The sequence below is a fragment of the Siminovitchia fortis genome (genome assembly GCF_007681465.1).
Taxonomy (GTDB): Bacteria; Bacillota; Bacilli; order Bacillales; family Bacillaceae_C; genus Siminovitchia; species Siminovitchia fortis.
In genome coordinates this window covers 58,091-77,169 of the sequence record NZ_VEKZ01000001.1, presented here as the reverse complement: position 1 = coordinate 77,169, position 19,079 = coordinate 58,091, and the positions used below count along the sequence as shown (strand labels likewise).

Annotated in this window: 17 protein-coding genes; 15 read left to right on the top strand and 2 right to left on the bottom strand. The window is 47.3% G+C overall.

Translation table 11 applies throughout. The annotated features are described in order from the left end of the window. Positions 1-92: 92 nt before the first annotated feature. The 10 genes from bcd to FS666_RS00375 all read left to right on the top strand — a co-directional run bounded on the left by bcd (position 93) and on the right by FS666_RS00375 (position 12,621). Positions 93-1,169 carry a branched-chain amino acid dehydrogenase gene (bcd, locus tag FS666_RS00420; RefSeq protein ID WP_390614526.1) on the top strand — a complete coding sequence of 359 codons (1,077 nt, stop codon included), beginning with the start codon at positions 93-95 and terminating at the stop codon, positions 1,167-1,169. A gap of 89 nt (positions 1,170-1,258) precedes the next feature. Continuing rightward, the gene (gene lpdA, locus FS666_RS00415; protein ID WP_144460247.1) at positions 1,259-2,683 is read left to right on the top strand and encodes a dihydrolipoyl dehydrogenase; all 1,425 of its coding nucleotides are present in this window, start codon (positions 1,259-1,261) and stop codon (positions 2,681-2,683) included. Positions 2,684-2,722: 39 nt separating this feature from the next. Further along, a complete protein-coding gene (locus tag FS666_RS00410; RefSeq protein WP_144460249.1) occupies positions 2,723-3,721 on the top strand; it encodes a thiamine pyrophosphate-dependent dehydrogenase E1 component subunit alpha in 999 nt (332 codons plus the stop codon). 14 nt (positions 3,722-3,735) lie between these two features. Continuing rightward, the gene (locus tag FS666_RS00405; RefSeq protein ID WP_120068333.1) at positions 3,736-4,719 is read left to right on the top strand and encodes an alpha-ketoacid dehydrogenase subunit beta; all 984 of its coding nucleotides are present in this window, start codon (positions 3,736-3,738) and stop codon (positions 4,717-4,719) included. Positions 4,720-4,759: 40 nt separating this feature from the next. Then, complete coding sequence (locus FS666_RS00400; protein WP_120068330.1) at positions 4,760-6,028, top strand: dihydrolipoamide acetyltransferase family protein; 1,269 nt, start codon at positions 4,760-4,762, stop codon at positions 6,026-6,028. A gap of 137 nt (positions 6,029-6,165) precedes the next feature. Further along, positions 6,166-8,028, top strand: a complete 1,863-nt coding sequence (locus FS666_RS00395) for a methylmalonyl-CoA mutase family protein (protein WP_120068327.1) — start codon at positions 6,166-6,168, stop codon at positions 8,026-8,028. Further along, a complete protein-coding gene (gene scpA, locus FS666_RS00390; RefSeq protein ID WP_144460250.1) occupies positions 8,021-10,189 on the top strand; it encodes a methylmalonyl-CoA mutase in 2,169 nt (722 codons plus the stop codon). The genes FS666_RS00395 and scpA overlap by 8 nt, the downstream gene beginning before the upstream one ends. Next, the gene (gene meaB, locus FS666_RS00385; RefSeq protein WP_244943808.1) at positions 10,182-11,201 is read left to right on the top strand and encodes a methylmalonyl Co-A mutase-associated GTPase MeaB; all 1,020 of its coding nucleotides are present in this window, start codon (positions 10,182-10,184) and stop codon (positions 11,199-11,201) included. Before scpA ends, meaB begins: the two co-directional genes overlap by 8 nt. Positions 11,202-11,415: 214 nt before the next feature. Beyond that, positions 11,416-11,853: a BrxA/BrxB family bacilliredoxin gene (locus FS666_RS00380; RefSeq protein ID WP_120068317.1), complete on the top strand. Its 438-nt coding sequence runs from the start codon at positions 11,416-11,418 to the stop codon at positions 11,851-11,853. Between the two features lie 264 nt (positions 11,854-12,117). Beyond that, a complete protein-coding gene (locus FS666_RS00375) occupies positions 12,118-12,621 on the top strand; it encodes a L,D-transpeptidase (protein WP_144460254.1) in 504 nt (167 codons plus the stop codon). A 60-nt stretch (positions 12,622-12,681) separates the two neighbouring features. On the opposite strand, the gene prli42 is transcribed toward FS666_RS00375, so the two are convergent. Further along, positions 12,682-12,786, bottom strand: coding sequence for a stressosome-associated protein Prli42 (gene prli42, locus FS666_RS19610; protein ID WP_306463590.1), 105 nt, complete (start codon positions 12,784-12,786; stop codon positions 12,682-12,684). Between the two features lie 110 nt (positions 12,787-12,896). On the opposite strand from prli42, the gene mce reads away from it, so the two are divergent. From mce to FS666_RS00355, 4 genes are read left to right on the top strand one after another with little or no spacing between them, the layout of a single operon-like run. Continuing rightward, positions 12,897-13,310, top strand: a complete 414-nt coding sequence (gene mce, locus FS666_RS00370) for a methylmalonyl-CoA epimerase (RefSeq protein WP_120068310.1) — start codon at positions 12,897-12,899, stop codon at positions 13,308-13,310. A 1-nt stretch (position 13,311) separates the two neighbouring features. After that, positions 13,312-14,862, top strand: a complete 1,551-nt coding sequence (locus FS666_RS00365) for an acyl-CoA carboxylase subunit beta (protein ID WP_186306428.1) — start codon at positions 13,312-13,314, stop codon at positions 14,860-14,862. An 18-nt stretch (positions 14,863-14,880) separates the two neighbouring features. After that, positions 14,881-16,002: a M20/M25/M40 family metallo-hydrolase gene (locus FS666_RS00360; protein ID WP_144460259.1), complete on the top strand. Its 1,122-nt coding sequence runs from the start codon at positions 14,881-14,883 to the stop codon at positions 16,000-16,002. Between the two features lie 14 nt (positions 16,003-16,016). After that, entirely contained in the window at positions 16,017-17,231 is a 1,215-nt protein-coding gene (locus FS666_RS00355) for a DNA polymerase IV (protein WP_144460260.1), read from the top strand. Here the strand turns inward: FS666_RS00355 and FS666_RS00350 are convergent, their stop codons facing one another. After that, positions 17,232-17,696, bottom strand: coding sequence for a YueI family protein (locus FS666_RS00350; RefSeq protein ID WP_244943807.1), 465 nt, complete (start codon positions 17,694-17,696; stop codon positions 17,232-17,234). A 105-nt stretch (positions 17,697-17,801) separates the two neighbouring features. On the opposite strand from FS666_RS00350, the gene rnz reads away from it, so the two are divergent. Continuing rightward, complete coding sequence (gene rnz / locus FS666_RS00345) at positions 17,802-18,725, top strand: ribonuclease Z (RefSeq protein ID WP_144460263.1); 924 nt, start codon at positions 17,802-17,804, stop codon at positions 18,723-18,725. Positions 18,726-19,079 lie beyond the last annotated feature (354 nt).

Here is a 19,079-nt window from a genome sequence, read left to right as displayed (position 1 = left end):
GCCGGACATTTTTCTAATATAAAACCGGCCATTATAAATAGGTTTGGAATAAAAAATAAAAACGGGGTGAGCTTGTGAAAATATTTGAAACGATGGCCCGGGATGATTATGAGCAATTATTGTTTTGCCAGGATGAACAGTCGGGGTTAAAAGCGATCATAGCCATACATGACACGACGCTTGGACCGGCTCTCGGCGGGACAAGGATGTGGACCTATGACAATGAAGAGGCTGCAATCAATGATGCATTGCGCCTTGCCAAAGGCATGACCTATAAGAATGCGGCGGCCGGTTTGAATCTTGGCGGCGGGAAAGCCGTTATTATCGGTGATCCGAAAAAAGACAAAAACGAAGAGATGTTCAGGGCCTTCGGCCGGTTTATTCAAGGATTGAACGGCCGTTACATAACAGCTGAAGATGTAGGGACTACTGTAGAGGATATGGATCTCATCTATGAGGAGACAAATTTTGTCACGGGGTCTTCCGCCTTCGGCTCTTCCGGAAACCCTTCACCGGTAACTGCCTACGGGTGTTTTGTCGGCATGAAAGCAGCGGTGAAGGAGGCGTTTGGCTCCGATTCGGTAGAAGGAAAGACTGTTGCTGTACAGGGTGTCGGAAACGTTGCATTTGAGCTTTGCCGGCATTTGCACGAAGAGGGTGCCAGGCTGATCGTTACAGACATTAATAAAGAGGCGGTCCGCCGGGCTGTAGAAGCCTTCGATGCAAAAGCAGTGGATCCCGGAGATATATACGGAGTGGAGGCAGATATTTTTGCGCCTTGTGCGCTTGGTGCCATCATCAATGATCAAACGATTCCTCAGCTTAAAGCGAAAGTGATAGCCGGCTCTGCAAATAACCAACTGAAGGAACCCCGCCATGGGGACATTATCCATGAAAAAGGAATTGTATATGCGCCTGATTATGTTTTAAATGCCGGCGGAGTCATAAATGTTGCCGATGAACTCCACGGCTATAACCAAGAGCGTGCGCTTAAGAAAGTCGAAACAATCTACAATAATGTTGAAAAGGTCATTAACATCTCCAAGCGCGATCGTATCCCCACATACGTGGCCGCAGACCGGATGGCAGAGGAACGGATAGAAACGTTACGGAAATCAAGAAGCCAATTTTTACTTAATGATAAGCATATTCTGTACAATAGAATTTAAAGATGTTTAAATGGGCAAAAGCGGAGTGAAACACTTCAAGCTTACGCATGGCATGATCGACTCGGTTTTGAAATAAGGGGGGCACTCAGATGGCTCATGAGTATGATGTGGTGATAATTGGAGGGGGTACAGGCGGATATGTGGCTGCCATCCGGGCTTCACAGCTCGGTTTGAAAACGGCAATCGTCGAAAAAGAAGCCCTCGGGGGAACATGTTTACATAAAGGCTGCATTCCGAGCAAGGCATTGCTCCGCAGTGCGCAAGTGTTCAGCACTGTAAAACAAAGTGAAGATTTCGGGGTTGAGACAGAAAAAGCGATCTTGAATTTCAAAAAGGTCCAGCAGAGAAAAGCGGGTATCGTTGACCGGCTGTATAAGGGTGTCCAACATTTGATGAAAAAAGGAAAAATAGATGTCTATGATGGTTTTGGGCGGATATTGGGACCCTCCATCTTTTCTCCGCTTCCCGGAACTGTATCGGTTGAGATGACAGATGGCAGCGAAAACGAAATGCTTGTCCCCAAAAACGTCATCATTGCAACGGGGTCACGCACAAAATCACTTCCGGGACTGGACATTGACGGTACATATATTATTACATCCGACGAAGCCCTTGAGATGGAGCAGCTTCCAAGGTCAATGATTATCATCGGCGGCGGGGTGATCGGCATTGAGTGGGCATCAATGCTTGCAGATTTCGGTGTGGAAGTGACAATCCTTGAATATGCCGAACAATTACTGCCCTCCGAAGATCAGGAAGTGTCCAAAGAATTGGAGCGCCTTTTTAAAAAGAAAAAAATCAATGTGGTGACAAGGGCGAAAGTGCAGCCGGACACATTTATGAAGGATGGCGGCTTTGCAAAAATCTCGGCTGAAGTCGATGGCCGGTTCAAAGAGTTTACAGGAGAAAAAATTCTTGTTGCCGTCGGAAGGAATCCGAACTCTGATAATATCGGACTTCAGAACACGGATATTGAATTGGACAACGGGTTTATCAAGGTAAACGAATATTATCAAACAAAGGAATCTCATATATATGCTATAGGAGATGTCATTGGGGGATTGCAGCTGGCGCACGCCGCCTCCCATGAAGGTATAAAGGCAGCAGAGCACATTGCAGGAGAAGATCCGTCCCCGATTATTTATGATCATGTACCAAGGTGCATATACAGCACTCCGGAAATAGCCGGAGTGGGGTTGACGGAAGATGAAGCAAAAGAAAAAGGCTTTAAGGTCAAAACAGGAAAGTTTTCATTCCAGGCCATTGGAAAGGCCCTCATATTCGGCGAAACCGACGGATTTGTGAAAATTGTATCCGATGAGGATACAAATGATATTCTCGGTGTACATATGATCGGTCCGAATGTAACTGACTTGATTTCAGAAGCGGGCTTTGCCCGCGTCCTTGATGCGACCGCCTGGGAAATTTCGCAAACGATCCACCCGCACCCTTCCTTGGGCGAGGTGATGGGCGAAGCGGCACTTGCAGTGGACGGACGCGCCATACATATATGAAGCAAACATGAAATTTAAATCCATCGGGAGGTAGAAAGGATGGCAAAAAACCGTCATAAAGAGCTTGGGCTGAGCGATCAGGAAGTCTTGGAAATGTATGAGACCATGCTGCTTGCCCGCAGGATAGATGAACGGATGTGGCTTTTGAACCGGTCCGGAAAAATCCCGTTTGTCATTTCCTGCCAAGGGCAGGAAGCTGCACAAGTAGGGGCGGCCTATGCCCTTGACCGGGAAAAAGACTATGTTCTCCCCTATTACAGGGATCTGGGAGTTGTTCTTGCTTTTGGCATGACTCCAAAAGAAATCATGCTTTCCGGCTTTGCAAAAGCAGAAGATCCGAACTCCGGGGGAAGGCAGATGCCCGGCCATTTTGGAAAGAAGAAAAATCGGATTGTCACCGGTTCTTCGCCTGTTACGACACAGGTTCCCCATGCAGTGGGAGTTGCCCTGGCAGCCAGGATGGAAGGAAGCGATCAGGTCGCCTTTGTAACCTTTGGTGAAGGTTCTTCAAACCAGGGAGACTTTCATGAAGGGGCGAATTTTGCCGGCGTACACAGGCTTCCGGTCATTTTTATGTGTGAGAACAATAAATATGCGATTTCCGTTCCGATTGACAAGCAGCTTGCATGCGAGAAAGTATCAGACCGTGCAGCAGGCTATGGAATGCAAGGTATCACCATTGATGGAAATGATCCGCTTGAAGTATACAAAACGGTAAAAGAAGCTGCTGCCCGCTGCAGGAATGGCGAGGGGCCTGTGCTCATTGAAACTGAATGCAATCGGCTGACACCCCATTCGTCTGATGACGATGACCGCACTTACCGGTCATCGGATGAGATGGCAAAAGCAAAAAGCCAGGACCCCATCATTTTGTTCGGATCCTATCTGAAAGAAAATGGACTGATGGATAACGAACTGGAAAAAGAAATTAATGACCGGATCATGGAGCAGGTGAACGAGGCGACGGATTATGCGGAGGAAGCACCATACGCATCGCCGGAAGATGCCTTGAAACACGTGTATCATGAAAAGGCGTAAGAGGGGGGAGCTTTATGGCAGTCATTTCATATATCGAAGCAGTTACGGCAGCGCTCAGGGAAGAAATGGAGCGGGATGAAAAAGTTTTTGTTCTTGGTGAGGATGTAGGGAGAAAAGGCGGGGTTTTCAAAGCGACCCAAGGGTTGTATGAATTGTTTGGTGATCAAAGGGTCATCGACACTCCTTTGGCTGAATCGGCCATAGCGGGCGTTGGAATCGGAGCCGCCATGTATGGATACAGGCCGGTCGCCGAAATGCAGTTTGCAGACTTTATTATGCCTGCAGTTAACCAGATTATATCTGAGGCCGCCCGCATCCGGTACCGTTCGAATAATGATTGGTCATGCCCGATCGTCATCAGGGCGCCATACGGCGGAGGTGTTCACGGTGCTCTTTATCATTCACAGTCGGTCGAAGCCATTTTTGCCAACCAGCCCGGTTTGAAAATAGTCATGCCATCGACGCCATACGACGTGAAAGGTTTGCTGAAAGCGGCAATCAGGGATGAGGATCCCGTATTGTTCTTTGAGCATAAAAGGGCTTATCGATTAATTAAAGGCGAAGTGCCCGATGAGGATTACGTACTGCCGATCGGCAAGGCCGATGTTAAACGGGAAGGCGATGATATCACTGTCATTACGTATGGATTATGTGTCCATATGGCCCTGCAGGCGGCAGAAAAGCTTGCCAAAGACGGCATCAGCACGCATATCCTTGATCTGCGTACAGTTTATCCGCTTGATCAGGAAGCGATCATAGAAGCAGCTTCCAAAACAGGGAAAGTATTGCTGATCACGGAAGATAATAAGGAAGGCAGCATTATTGGCGAGGTAGCCGCCATCATCGCCGAAGAGTGCCTGTTTGACCTGGATGCACCCGTCAGGAGACTGGCAGGCCCTGACGTGCCGGCCATGCCGTATGCCCCGACAATGGAAAAATTCTTTATGATTAATCCAGATAAAATTGAAAAGGCCATGAGGGAGCTTGCGGAATTTTAATGGTACCCATTAATCATGCGGTAAAGGAGGCTTGTTTTATTTGGCTGTGAAAAATATAACAATGCCCCAGCTCGGAGAGAGTGTGACTGAAGGAACAATCAGCAAATGGCTTGTTGGGCCCGGGGATGAGGTCAAAAAGTATGACCCCCTTGCTGAAGTCTTGACTGATAAAGTGAATGCTGAAATACCTTCTTCTTTTTCTGGCACAATCAAGGAGATCATTGCCCAGGAAGACGAAACACTCGCAGTTGGGGAAATCATATGCACGATCGATACACAAGAGACGGATTCAGGGGAAGAGCCTTCGGTTAAGGACGAGGGAGAGATTGCTTTTGATGCGCGTACAGACCAAGATGATAAAATGAAAAATCGGAATAAAGCCCGTTATTCACCCGCTGTGGTACGGATGGCCCAGGAATATGACATCGATCTGGGGCAGGTTGATGGAACCGGTCTGGGAGGGCGCATTACACGGAAAGATTTGCAGAAATTGATCAATGCAGGAAAGATCCCTGCTAAGGATGAACCAAGCGGCCAGCCAAAGCAGAAGGTTGTTTCTGCCAGTCACGGTATCGCTTTTCAGCCTGTACAAATTCCTGTCCTTCCGGGGGATACAGAAATTCCGATCACAAACATCCGGAGAACGATTGCCGCCAACATGGTCCGGAGCAAACAGGAAATTCCGCATGCCTGGATGATGGTGGAGGTTGATGTAACAGGGCTTGTCCAATTCCGTAACTCTATTAAAGATGAGTTCAAGCTGAAAGAAGGCTTTAATCTGACTTATTTCGCTTTCTTTGTCAAAGCGGTGGCACAGGCTTTAAGGGAATATCCGATGATCAATTCCGTGTGGGCCGGAGACAAAATCATTCAGAAGAAAGATATCAATCTATCTATTGCAGTGGCAAGTGAAGATGTATTGTATGTTCCTGTTATCAAAAACGCGGATGAGCAATCCATTAAAGGGATCGCCAAGGAAATTGCCGGGCTGGCAAATAAGGCAAGGAACGGCAGGTTGAGAACCGATGATATACAGGGTGGAACTTTTACTGTCAATAATACCGGTTCTTTCGGTTCGGTGCAGTCCATGGGAATCATTAATCATCCTCAGGCTGCCATTTTACAGATTGAATCAATCGTGAAACGGCCGGTGATATTGAAAAACGGGGGGATCGCCGCCCGTGATATGGTAAACCTCTGTCTGTCAATGGACCACCGGGTCCTCGATGGTCTCGTGTGCGGCAACTTCTTAAAAAGGATAAAAGAAATACTGGAGAATATTTCAAAAGAAAATACTTCCGTCTATTAGAAAACATACCCGTACTCTATTCGCGAGTACGGGCGTTTTATTAAGTTGTCCGGGTTCCATTACTATAATAAAATGGTAATGGAACACTAAATATTTTTGGAATCGTTTGCATTAATGGAGAGGAAGGGTGTAAGCGCATGTTCACTGACCAGGCAAAAAAAACAGCCTTCAAAAAAGCCTCAATCAGCGATTGGGAAAAGGCTGCGCAATCATCATTGAAGAATGCTTCCCTGAAAGGCCTTTACACTGATACGTATGAAGGTATTCAATTATCTCCCCTTTATACGCAACATCAAATCGATTATGGACGGTTAGACCAATACCCTGGAGAGGGCAGCTTTTTGCGGGGCTTTTATGATCCGGAGGAAAAACGCTGCTGGCGCATAGCCCAAACGCTGAAAGAGAATGATTGGGATAAATTAAAGCTTCAACTCGAAAGTTCCCTCCAACGCGGACAGGAGACAATTGCTTTTGACCCTTTGCAGCTTAAGAAGCCCGATGACGTATGCTTCAAAGAATTGAACGATATCATTGCATTGGATCGAATACCGCTGCTCATTTTTTCCGGCAGCCGTTTTGGCCTCATCGCCAAAAAGCTGCTTGCTTCAAATATTAACGTTGCGGGGGCAGTTGCAGCGGATATCGTATCAATGGACCTTTCCGAAGGTTTCATCCCTGACACCGACAGCGGGCAAATGAAAGATTGGGTTTCACAGATCAAGCAACTTGATCGGCAGCTGCCTCAGCTTCGTACGATCATGATTGATACAAAGCCATACAAGGAAGCCGGAGCCCAAGTGATTCAGGAACTCGGTGTTTCTTTGGCATTGGCAGTGTTTTATATTGAACAAATGAAAAAAGCGGGATGGACTCCGGCAAAAACGGCATCCAAACTGATTTTTCGATTTGCCATCGGCAGTGATTTTTTTATGGAACTGTCAAAACTCAGGGCTTTCCGGGTACTTTGGAAGACGATTGCCGATGCATACGGAATACCGGCAGGTGAACAGCCGGTTCCTATTAGTGCAGAAACAGCCAATCTTACAAAATCTGTACTGGATCCCTATGTGAACATACTCCGTGCGGGAAACGAAGCATTTGCCGGAATTTTGGGAGGAGCCGATTACCTTCATGTAGGGCCATTTGATGAATTGTCAGGGCGGTCCACCGATTTTTCAATGAGAATCGCCAGAAATACTCAACTTCTTTTGAAAGAGGAGTCGTTTTTGGGCCAGGTTGTCGACCCGGCTGGAGGCTCTTATTTTATCGAGACATTAACATCAAGTTTAGTCCATCAGGGATGGAGGTTTTTCCAGGAAATTGACAAGAAAGGCGGAATGATTGAAGTCTTGCTGACAGGGTGGCTTCAAGGGAATATTAAAAGAACGAGCGCCGGTAGATTGATAGATATGGAAACGAGAAAGTGCCGGGCTGTCGGCGTGAATGTCTATGCCATGGCCGGCGAGCAGGTCCGTTTTCCGGCGGAAGACAGCTCATCTTGCGCGGCAAGAAAAGGGAGGATGAAAGCCGAGCCGCTGCCGGGAGTAAGGCTTGCGGAGAAGTTCGAAAGCCTGCGGCAAAGGTCGCACAAGCTGGCGCTAAAAGGAGAAGCTCCATCTGTAGGCCTGATCTGTCTTGGGGAATTGAAGTCATATAAACCGCATGCGGACTTTGTTTCGGGTGTTTTGGCTACAGCAGGAATCCAAGCTGTCTGGAGTGAGGGCTTCCGGGACTTGACCGGCATCAAGCGGTACATTGGAGAATCTCCGGAAAAAGATTTTTGTTTGTGCGGGCCCCCTTCCCTTTATCCGGAATTTGCCGCAGAAATCGGACGCTGGGTAAAAGAAAATTTGCCAAATGTCCGCCTGGATATTGCCGGCAGTTTTACCGAAGAAGAATTAGCGTCACTTCAAATGGACGGCACCTTTTATTCCGGTCAAAATATTTTTGAAAAGTTGAATGGAATGTTTAACCGATGGGAGGCGGATATAAATGGATAAAAAGCCTGACTTCCAATCGATTGAACCCAAATTTGCGGGGTCTCCCAAAATTCAGAAGGCTTTTAAAAACAGCAGCTTTGAAACAAATGAGCAAATCAGTATAAAAGCTTTATATACGAAAAAGGATCTCGAGCAAGTAGAGTATGCAGATACAATGCCGGGGATTCCTCCGTATACACGCGGACCGTATCCGACGATGTACGTAAACCGTCCATGGACAATCCGGCAATATGCAGGGTTTTCAACCGCCGAGGAAAGCAATGCCTTTTACCGCCGCAATTTGGCGATGGGACAAAAAGGGCTGTCTGTTGCATTTGATCTGGCTACGCACCGGGGCTATGATTCAGACCACCCGCGGGTAGAAGGAGATGTCGGAAAAGCAGGGGTGGCCATCGATTCCATCCTGGACATGAAAATATTATTTGATGGAATCCCGCTTGACCAGATGTCGGTCTCAATGACGATGAACGGTGCTGTCATTCCGGTGCTGGCATTTTACATCGTGACTGCTGAAGAGCAGGGGGTACAAAAGGAGCAGCTATCGGGTACGATCCAAAATGATATTTTAAAAGAATATATGGTAAGGAACACGTATATCTATCCTCCGGAAATGTCGATGAGGATCATCGGAGATATTTTTGAATATACGTCCAAATATATGCCGAAGTTCAACAGCATCTCTATTTCAGGATATCATATGCAGGAGGCGGGGGCTCCGGCGGATATAGAGCTGGCCTACACTCTTGCAGATGGGTTGGAATATGTGAGAACAGGCTTGAAGGCAGGCCTTGGCATAGATTCGTTCGCCCCGCGCCTTTCGTTTTTCTGGGGAATTGGGATGAATTATTTCATGGAAGTGGCAAAGCTGCGGGCGGCAAGAACGATGTGGGCAAAGCTCATGAGCCCTTTTGAGCCGAAAAATCCCAAGTCATTGGCGCTTCGTACGCATAGTCAAACGTCCGGATGGAGTTTGACGGAACAGGATCCTTATAATAATGTGATACGGACGTTAATTGAGGCGCATGCCGCGGCTATGGGACATACCCAATCCCTTCATACGAACGCTCTTGATGAAGCGATTGCCCTTCCGACGGATTTTTCGGCACGGATTGCCCGGAATACACAGCTTTTTTTGCAGGAAGAAACCGGCTTGACGAATGTCATTGATCCATGGGGCGGATCGTATTACGTCGAAACATTGACCGATGAGCTGATGAAAAAGGCCTGGGCCCACATCGATGAAATTGAAGAGCTTGGAGGCATGACGAAAGCGATTGAAACCGGGCTTCCCAAAATGAGGATTGAAGAAGCTGCCGCAAGACGGCAGGCATTAATTGATTCCAAAAAAGAAACAATCATTGGAGTAAACCGCTACCGTCTGGAGCATGAAGAAGAGATTGATATATTAAATATAGACAATACGGTTGTAAGAAAGAAGCAGCTTGAGCGGATCAGGCAGCTCAAGGAGCAGCGTTCCGAAGAGAGGGTCCAGGAAGCTTTGAAAAAGCTTTCTGAAGGAGCAGCGGGCAGCTCGGAGAACCTTTTGGAGCTTGCTGTTGACGCTGCAAGGGAAAGGGCGACGCTGGGCGAAATTTCTTCCGCCATTGAAAAAGCTTGCGGCAGGCACAAGGCGGTAATCAGGTCAATCAGCGGTGTATACGGCTCCCATTTTTCCAACGAGGAGGAAATTGCCCTGATAAAGGAAATGACTGATGAATTCATGGAAAACGAAGGGCGGAGGCCAAGAATTTTAATTGCCAAAATGGGCCAGGACGGACATGACCGCGGAGCGAAAGTCATTGCGACCGCTTTTGCTGATCTCGGCTTTGACGTGGATATCGGTCCTTTGTTTCAAACTCCCGAAGAAACGGCGAGGCAGGCCGCTGAAAATGATGTCCACGTCATTGGAGTCAGCTCCCTGGCTGCCGGCCATCGGACTTTGCTGCCGAAGCTGATGGAAGAACTGAGAAAAATCGGCAGGGAAGATATCATTGTGGTCATTGGCGGTGTCATCCCTCCGCAGGACTATGATTTCCTTAAAAAGAACGGCGCCTCCGCAATTTTCGGCCCGGGAACGGTCATTCCTGTCGCTGCCCAAAAGGTGATCGAAGAAATATATGCCAGGCTTGGTTATGAGGAAGCGGGCGAGCTTGATGAATGAAGATATTCGGAAGAAATTCATCAGGCGAAAGCCGATCGAAAAAAGTGTCGATGACATAATCGAAGGATTGCTCTCGAGGGACCGCACCATGCTTTCAAAGGCTATTACTTTGATTGAAAGCAATGCCGGCCGCCATAAAAAACCGGCGGACGAAATGCTGGAGCGCCTGCTTCCATTGGCGGGCGATTCAATCCGGATCGGCATAACAGGGGTTCCGGGGGCCGGAAAAAGTACGTTCATTGAAGCTTTTGGCCTTTTGTTATGCAATAAGGGCCACCGCGTGGCGGTCCTTGCGGTGGATCCAAGCTCAACTTTGCATGGGGGCAGCATATTGGGGGATAAAACACGGATGGAGCGGCTGGCAAATCACCCGAATGCTTTTATCAGGCCTTCTCCCTCCGGAGGGATACTAGGCGGTGTACACCGGAAAACCCGAGAGACAATCATTGCTTGTGAAGCTGCGGGCTACGATGTTTTATTGATCGAAACGGTCGGCGTCGGCCAGAGTGAAGTGATGGTCAGGGGCATGGTAGACTTTTTCATGCTGCTTGTCTTAACAGGGGCAGGCGATGAATTGCAAGGGATGAAAAAAGGGATCATGGAGCTTGCGGATGCAATCATTGTAAATAAGGCTGACGGCAGAAACCTGGAGCTGGCCAAAAAAACACAGAGGGAGTATAAACAAATCCTGCATTTTCTGCAGCCGGCGACAAAAGGGTGGACAACCCCGGCTCTCACCTGTTCCGCTTTATATCAAGAAGGGATCGACGAAGTTTGGGAAATGGTCTTAAGGTATATGAAGTTGACTAAAGAGTCGGGCCTGTTTTTCGAAAATCGTAAAATACAGGCGAAGGAATGGCTTTATGCCCAAATCAAAGAACAGCTGGAAAGCTCCTTTTTCGGAAATGACAAAGTCAAAACACTTGTGCCCGAGATTGAAAAGAAGGTAATGGGTGGGGAAATGACTGTCACTAAAGCAAGCGGCCTTTTGTTTGATGCTTTTTATAACTAATGAAAGAGCATTTAAAAAGGGACAGCCCTTTGGCTGTCCAATGAAACATCTAGGGAGTTTAGGGGTATGGACTAGATGTATTTTTATCATACCCGAACTTTTTGCAGTTAAACCAAAACTTTTGATGAAATTCTGATATTTGATAAAACAGCCGGCAAATTGTTATGATAGCAGTAGTAAAACTATGAATGTTTTTGAAAGGGGAATGTAATAGATGAGCATGGATTTTAATTTATATGTCAATGATATCGTGCGCCAGGCCCGTGAAGATATGGAACAGGCCGGCTATGAACAGCTCCAAACGCCGGAAGAAGTGGAGGAAGCCCTGTCAAGAAAAGGGACAACCCTCGTCATGATCAATTCCGTATGCGGCTGTGCCGGAGGGGTGGCCCGTCCTGCAGCGGCGCATGCGATTCACTATGATAAGCGCCCTGACCATCTTGTAACGGTGTTTGCCGGCCAGGACAGGGAAGCGACGGCGAAAGCGAGAAGCTATTTCACTGATTATCCGCCATCTTCTCCTTCTTTTGCTTTGTTGAAAGATGGAAAAATCTGTACAATGGTAGAACGCCATGAAATTGAGGGGCACGACCCGATGTCTGTTGTAAACAAGCTTCAGCAATATTTTGATCAGTATTGCGAGGAAGTTTAATTTCAGAGTAAGAAAGTATAAGGTTTTTTAGCTTTAAAATATTGAACAAAGCCTTTTGTTGTCTAGCTCCAGCGCCTATCGACTAGCAGACTTCGCACCTCCTCCTACGATAAGTCAACATCGGCTCGTTCCTCGCCGTGTTTCCTTTATCTCGTCGGAGGCACTCCAGTCTGTACGTCGATGGGCAAGGCGCTTGCGCTTTTCTAATTTCAAAATGAATCAGTTTTCACCCTAAGAGCAAACTAGTGAAAAAGGGTGAAGAACGTGCGTGTTTTTTTGATTTTATTTATACTGGCCGGTTCTCCATTTTGGCCGTTCGATGCCGAAGTTTTGCCGGGAGATCCATTAATCATTGTAAATAAGAAAACGAATGAACTTGCTTGGGTCGACCAAGGGGAAATCCGATTGCGGACCAAAGTGGCGACGGGGAAAACGAACGATCTGACCCCTGAAGGAATATTTACGGTAAAGGTAAAAGCGGTAAACCCATATTACCGGAAAAAGAATATTCCGGGGGGCGACCAGCGAAACCCGCTCGGGTCGCGATGGATCGGCTTCGATGCAGAAGGGACGGACGGGAGGATCTACGGCTTGCATGGGACAAATCAGCCCCATTCAATTGGAAGCTATGTTTCGGAAGGGTGTATCCGCCTTCCGAAAATGTCCCTTGAAAGTCTGTATGCCCAGGTGGAAGCCGGAACGAAAATCCTGATAACCCATTCCGATAAGTCTTTTGAACAATTGGCCAGTGAAGCCGGAGTACGATAAAAGGCCTTGCCAACAGCAGGGCCTTTTTCCAATATGGAAAATATGGATGTCTAATATTTCTCATAACATGAATGACAATCCGGCCATCACTGTGGTGGCTATCATGGCAAACAGCATTAAGTATATGATCAGTCGTTGGACTTTTTTGTTAGACAACTTTTTCACTCCTTGTCTCTTCACTTTACATTCTATTTTATATTGAATATTTTAAAGAGACAAGCATGTATCATGACTCTGCTGCCAGAGGAGGAAACATCGGAACGGAGGACAAGCGCATGGAAAAAGTGGATCATATCGGTATAGCGGTCAAGTCGATTGACGAAGCAATGGTGTTTTACACAGAGACGCTCGGTTTTCGCTGTACGGCCATTGAGGAAGTAAAAACCCAACAGGTGCGCGTTGCTTTTATTGATGCAAATAATGTGAAAATAGAACTTTTGGAATCGCTTGACGAAAAAGGCCCGATTTCAAAATTCATTGAAAAACGCGGAGAGGGAATCCATCATATCGCAATAGGCGTTCAATCCATCGAAGAACGAATATCCGAACTGAAAGAAAAAGGCATCCGAATGGTGGATGATGTACCGAAAGAAGGTGCCGGCCAATCACTCGTCGCGTTCCTGCATCCGAAATCCGGACATGGCGTCTTGTATGAACTATGTGAAAAAACACACATGGAGGAGAAGTGAGTTGACGGATATATACGATAAGATCAATGAACTGTATGATCGCCGCAGGGAGGCGGAACTTGGCGGCGGAGACGAACGGATTGCGAGACAGCATGAAAAGGGGAAGCTGACGGCAAGAGAAAGGATCGAACTGCTTTTGGATGAAGGCACATTTGTCGAACTAAACCCCTTTATAGAGCATCGATCTTCTGATTTTGGACTGGAAGAAATGAAATATCCGGGTGATGGAGTGGTCACCGGTTACGGGAAAATAAACGGCCGGCCGGTTTATCTTTTTTCACAGGATTTTACCGTTTTCGGCGGGGCGCTTGGTGAAATGCATGCTGAAAAGATTGCAAAGGCGATGGATTTGGCGGCGAAAAATGGGGCCCCTTTTATCGGGTTGAACGATTCCGGGGGTGCGAGGATCCAGGAAGGTGTCGTTTCACTTGACGGGTACGGCCATGTCTTTTACCGCAATGCGATTTATTCGGGGGTCATCCCGCAAATTTCTGTCATAATGGGACCATGTGCCGGCGGGGCCGTATATTCTCCCGCGATTACCGACTTTGTTTTCATGGTCGATAAGACAAGTCAAATGTTTATCACTGGGCCGAAAGTGATAGAGACTGTTACAGGTGAAAAAATTTCATCTGAAAACCTCGGCGGATCGAAAGTACATAACACAATCAGTGGAAACGCGCATTTCCGGGCGGATAGTGAAGAAGAGGTCCTTTTAATGGTGAGAAAGCTGCTGACTTACCTTCCGCAAAATAATCAGGAGAAGTCCACAAGGGAAAAATGGATTGCCGGAGACGAGCTAAGGCCGGATTTGGCTGATGCTGTGCCATATGATGCCGTAAAGCCTTATGATGTCCGTGAGGTCATCGGCCAAGTCGTTGACGACAATTCCTTTTTTGAAGTCCAGAAGGAATTTGCCAAAAACATCGTCGTCGGCTTTGCCAGAATCCGCGGGGAAGCGGTCGGGCTTGTATGCAACCAGCCCAAGTTTCTTGCCGGCGGCCTTGATATTGACTCGTCGGATAAAGCGGCAAGGTTTATCCGCTTTTGCGACTCCTTTAATATTCCAATTATTACGTTTGAGGATGTCACCGGATTTTTTCCCGGTGTGAAACAGGAGCATGGAGGAATCATCAGGCATGGGGCCAAAATCCTCTATGCCTACTCCGAAGCGACGGTGCCGAAAATTACGGTCATTTTGAGAAAAGCTTACGGAGGAGCCTACGTGGCGCTGAACAGCAAATCGATCGGTGCCGACTTGGTCTTTGCCTGGCCAAATGCAGAGATAGCGGTCATGGGGCCGCAGGGAGCGGCTAATATCATATTTGCCCGTGAAATTGCCCAAAGTGAAAATCCTGATGAGACAAGAAATCAAAAGATCGCGGTGTATCGGGAAAAATTTGCAAACCCGTATGTAGCGGCTGCCCGGGGAATGGTGGATGATGTCATTGACCCCCGTGAAACAAGACTGAAATTGATTCAGGCTTTGGAAATGTTGCATAATAAACAGGAAGAAAGGCCACGGAAAAAGCACGGAAATATCCCATTATAGACCAGGAGGAGTAAAAGCATGATCAACGAAAAGCGGTTGCTCGATGAATTTCTCGAATTGGTGAAGACAGACTCGGAAACAAAGAATGAAGCGGCTATATCCAAGCTGCTCAAGAAAAAATTCGAGGACCTTGGAGTAGAAGTGTACGAGGATGATACGAAGGAGCAGACGGGGCATGGGGCCGGCAATCTAATCTGTACCCTTAAAGGAACAAAAGACGATGCAGCGCCGATCTATTTTACCTCTCATATGGATACGGTCGTTCCGGGCAACGGAGTGAATCCATCCATCAGAGACGGATATGTCGTGACGGACGGGACGACAATTCTGGGAGCGGATGATAAGGCAGGGCTTGCAGTCATGCTGGAAGCCGTGAGGACTTTGAAAGAAGAAGACATTCCGCATGGGGATATCCAATTCATCATCACTGTGGGAGAAGAATCCGGATTGGTCGGCGCCAAAGCCCTTGATTCCAAGCTTGTCAAAGCCGAATACGGTTTTGCTTTGGACAGTGACGGACCTGTCGGGGATATCGTTGTGGCAGCTCCGACCCAAGCGAAAGTAAAAGCGGTTATCCATGGGAAAACCGCACATGCAGGTGTCGCTCCGGAAAAAGGGGTATCGGCCATCACCATTGCTGCAAAGGCGATTGCAAAAATGCCGCTTGGCAGAATCGACGAGGAAACGACAGCCAATATAGGAAGATTTGAAGGCGGCAAAGCAACGAATATCGTTGCCGACCGGGTAGATTTACTGGCGGAAGCTCGTTCTCTTGTAGAGGAAAAAATGATTGCGCAGACTGAAAAAATGAAGGCGGCTTTTGAGACGACGGCCAAGGAGATGGGCGGAAGCGCAGAAGTTGAAATACAAGTCATGTACCCCGGCTTCAAATTTTCAGACGGAGACCATGTTGTTGAAATTGCCAAAAGAGCTGCCCAAAAAGTTGGGAGAAAGCCGCGTTTATTGGCAAGCGGCGGCGGAAGCGATGCCAACATCATTGCGGGATTCGGCATTCCGACGGTTAATTTGGGTGTCGGATATGAGGAAATCCACACAACGAATGAACGGATGCCAATCGCGGAATTGAATAAACTGACTGAAATGGTTGTTGCGGTGATTGAAGAAGCGGCAGCCGATTAAGGATTGATGGAGAGATGAAGAAATTTTATCCGAAAAGCGGGCGGGTAATTCTTCATGTAGATATGAACAGCTTTTTTGCTTCGGTAGAAATTGCGGATGATCCTTCTTTGAAAGGAAAGCCTTTGGCCATTGCCGGCGATGCCAAACAAAGAAAAGGGATTGTTGTCACATGCAGTTACGAAGCACGGAAATACGGGGTTAAAACGACGATGCAGGTTTGGGAGGCGAAAAAGCTTTGCCCGAAGCTCATCGTCAAACAACCGGACCACGAGCGCTATCGGCTTGTTTCAAGAGCCATTTTTGACCTTTTGCGAAAGTACAGCGATCTTGTCGAACCTGTATCCATTGATGAGGGATACGTTGACATTACGGATTGCCAGGAGCTTGGGAGCCCGGTTCAGATAGCCGAAATGATCCAGAAGGATTTATTGAACACCCTTGACCTGCCATGCAGTATTGGAATTGCTCCCAATAAGTTTCTCGCTAAAATGGCTTCCGACATGAAAAAGCCGCTGGGAACCACTATCCTGAGAAAAAGGGACATACCGTCCGTTCTCTGGCCATTGCCGGTTATTGAAATGCACGGGATTGGGGAAAAAACAGCAGAAAAACTGGGGGCTATCGGAGTAAAAACGATTAAGGACCTGGCCCGGGCAAATGACTGGCAGCTTCAATCCGCCATCGGCATCCGCGGACTCCGGCTGAAAGAACGGGCAAACGGGATAGACCCCCGGAAAGTCGATCCTGAAGCGGCAGCCGTGAATAAAAGCATCGGCAGTTCGATTACATTGCCGAGGGATATTTCCAATCAATCCGAGCTTCTTTCTGTTTTGGAAAAGCTTTCGGCCAATGTGACAGCCAGGCTGAAGAGAAAACAATATGTGACAAAAAACGTTTCTGTCATGATTAAATATAAAAACCGCGAAACCATTACCAGAAGCAGGATGCTTGATAACCCGATTGTTGAGCCCCATGATATTTTCAAAGCTGCTAAGGCGCTGTTTATTAAAAACTGGAATGGCCATCCGGTTCGGCTTTTGGGGATTACAGGACAAGACCTGTTAAAAGCGGATCATGCTTTTGAACAGCTGAACTTGTTCTCTTATGAAAAAGAGGCAAAAAAAGAGCCGCTATATGATGCCATCAATCGGATGAAAAAGAAATACGGCCCTTCTATTCTGCGTACAGGTTCCGAAGGCTCCCATCCTGAAAATAAAAAGGAATCCTGATCATTTTCTTTTAAACATATTTTTAACGAGCGAAAAGGGAGCTTTTTTGTTTTTTGTTTTCTTTTGCAACCCGGATAATTTGGATGTTTTCTTTTTGATATAAATGTCTTTATTATCAATGGCATGCTGATAAGTAAGAACAAGCCCGATATCTGTTGAGTGGTCTTTATCCCTTACAATGGAAAAAGGGATTTTCTTTTGGCGTGCCTTTTGTATATAATCGGACAAGAAGGAATAGCCCAGTTCGCCATTTAGCAAGAGGGTGGTTTTCGGATGTTCGTTCATCAGTTTTTCAACCTCGGGATAGATGCCCGGTTCCATCACTTGGCTTTTTGTGAGGGCGACTACTATCCTTTCCCTGATCGTACCGAGAAATTTCTTCCGTTCTTCAAGTTTTGTCTGCTTCGGGCCGTACATTCCTTTTTCCAAATAGTCTTCAATATTGGCGCGTTTCAAGAGCAACACCTCCGCGATAATATATTCCGTTGAAATGGTCCGGGTGAATGCCGCCGTGCGTTATGTCACCCATTAATAATATGTAAATTTGAAAGATAGAAGGCAGGTGAGCTGATGAATCTTCTGTTTCTCGGCACAGGCGCAGGAGTTCCCGGAAAATTGCGGAATGTATCTGCACTGGCCTTAATGCTTTTGGAAGAAAGAAATGCGGTTTGGTTGTTCGACTGCGGCGAGGCAACGCAGCACCAAATCCTGCATACATCATTAAAACCAAGGAAAATCGAAAAAATATTCATTACCCATCTCCACGGGGACCACATTTTCGGTTTACCGGGATTATTGGGCAGCCGTTCCTTTCAGGGCGGGACTTCAGAGCTGATTGTTTACGGACCGAAGGGAATTCGGCAATTTCTGGAGGTTTCGCTTAAAGTGAGCGGAACGCACTTGAAATATCCACTCTCTATCATAGAGTTCGATGACGGCACGATTTTCGAAGATTCTCAGTTTAAAATCGAAGCTTTGCTTTTGGATCATGCTGTTCCGAGCTTTGGATTTCGCATTACCGAAAAGGACAAGCAGGGGGCGCTGGATGCAAAGAAGCTCATGGAAGCAGGTATACCGCCCGGCCCCATTTATAAGCGGCTGAAGGACGGAGAAACTGTCACATTTGATGATGGAAGAACCATCAATGGAAGCGACTTTGTCGGACCGCCCCAAAAAGGCCGTATCCTCGCCATACTCGGCGATACGCGCCCATGTAAAAACGCTGTTGAACTTGCGCGGGATGCCGATCTGTTAGTTCATGAATCCACTTTTTCGGGGGAAAATGAAGAAATGGCAAGGGAATACTTCCACTCTACTACGCTTCAGGCGGCAGAAATTGCCCGGGAGGCGAATGTGCGGATGCTTTGCCTGACTCATATCAGCTCGAGATATACAAAGGAAGACTGGAAACAGTTGGAGAAAGAAGCGCAGTCAATCTTCCCTGAAACAAAAGTAGTTTCGGATTTTGCAAATATAGCCATACCCTCTATTTGAAGGTATGGCTGTTCTATATTATAAAATAACGAGAAAGAAATCATCCAATGCCCGCGCATGAGGTTTTTACGCCCATGCGGCCACTGGAGGCCGTGTCCAATGCCCGTGTATGGGGTTTACCCGCCATCGCGGTCACTGGAGGACGAGTCCAATGCCCGTGTATGGGATTTTTACGCCCATGCGGTCACTGGAGGACAAGTCCAATGCCCGCGTATAGGGTTTTTACGCCCATGCGGTCACTGGAGGACGAGTCCAATGCCCGCGTATGGGTATTTACGCCCATGCGGTCACTGGAGGCCGAGTCCAATGCCCGCGTACGAGGTTTTCCCGCCATCGCGGTCACTGGGGACCGAT

Excerpts from the sequence above, each read along its gene's own strand:
- lpdA (WP_144460247.1), top strand. The coding sequence starts at position 1,259 with ATGGCTCATGAGTATGATGTGGTGATAATTGGAGGGGGTACAGGCGGA.
- FS666_RS00360 (WP_144460259.1), top strand. The coding sequence starts at position 14,881 with ATGATCAACGAAAAGCGGTTGCTCGATGAATTTCTCGAATTGGTGAAG.
- bcd (WP_390614526.1), top strand. The coding sequence starts at position 93 with ATGGCCCGGGATGATTATGAGCAATTATTGTTTTGCCAGGATGAACAG.
- FS666_RS00380 (WP_120068317.1), top strand. The coding sequence starts at position 11,416 with ATGAGCATGGATTTTAATTTATATGTCAATGATATCGTGCGCCAGGCC.
- FS666_RS00355 (WP_144460260.1), top strand. The coding sequence starts at position 16,017 with ATGAAGAAATTTTATCCGAAAAGCGGGCGGGTAATTCTTCATGTAGAT.
- rnz (WP_144460263.1), top strand. The coding sequence starts at position 17,802 with ATGAATCTTCTGTTTCTCGGCACAGGCGCAGGAGTTCCCGGAAAATTG.
- FS666_RS00405 (WP_120068333.1), top strand. The coding sequence starts at position 3,736 with ATGGCAGTCATTTCATATATCGAAGCAGTTACGGCAGCGCTCAGGGAA.
- meaB (WP_244943808.1), top strand. The coding sequence starts at position 10,182 with ATGAATGAAGATATTCGGAAGAAATTCATCAGGCGAAAGCCGATCGAA.
- FS666_RS00395 (WP_120068327.1), top strand. The coding sequence starts at position 6,166 with ATGTTCACTGACCAGGCAAAAAAAACAGCCTTCAAAAAAGCCTCAATC.
- FS666_RS00410 (WP_144460249.1), top strand. The coding sequence starts at position 2,723 with ATGGCAAAAAACCGTCATAAAGAGCTTGGGCTGAGCGATCAGGAAGTC.
- mce (WP_120068310.1), top strand. The coding sequence starts at position 12,897 with ATGGAAAAAGTGGATCATATCGGTATAGCGGTCAAGTCGATTGACGAA.
- scpA (WP_144460250.1), top strand. The coding sequence starts at position 8,021 with ATGGATAAAAAGCCTGACTTCCAATCGATTGAACCCAAATTTGCGGGG.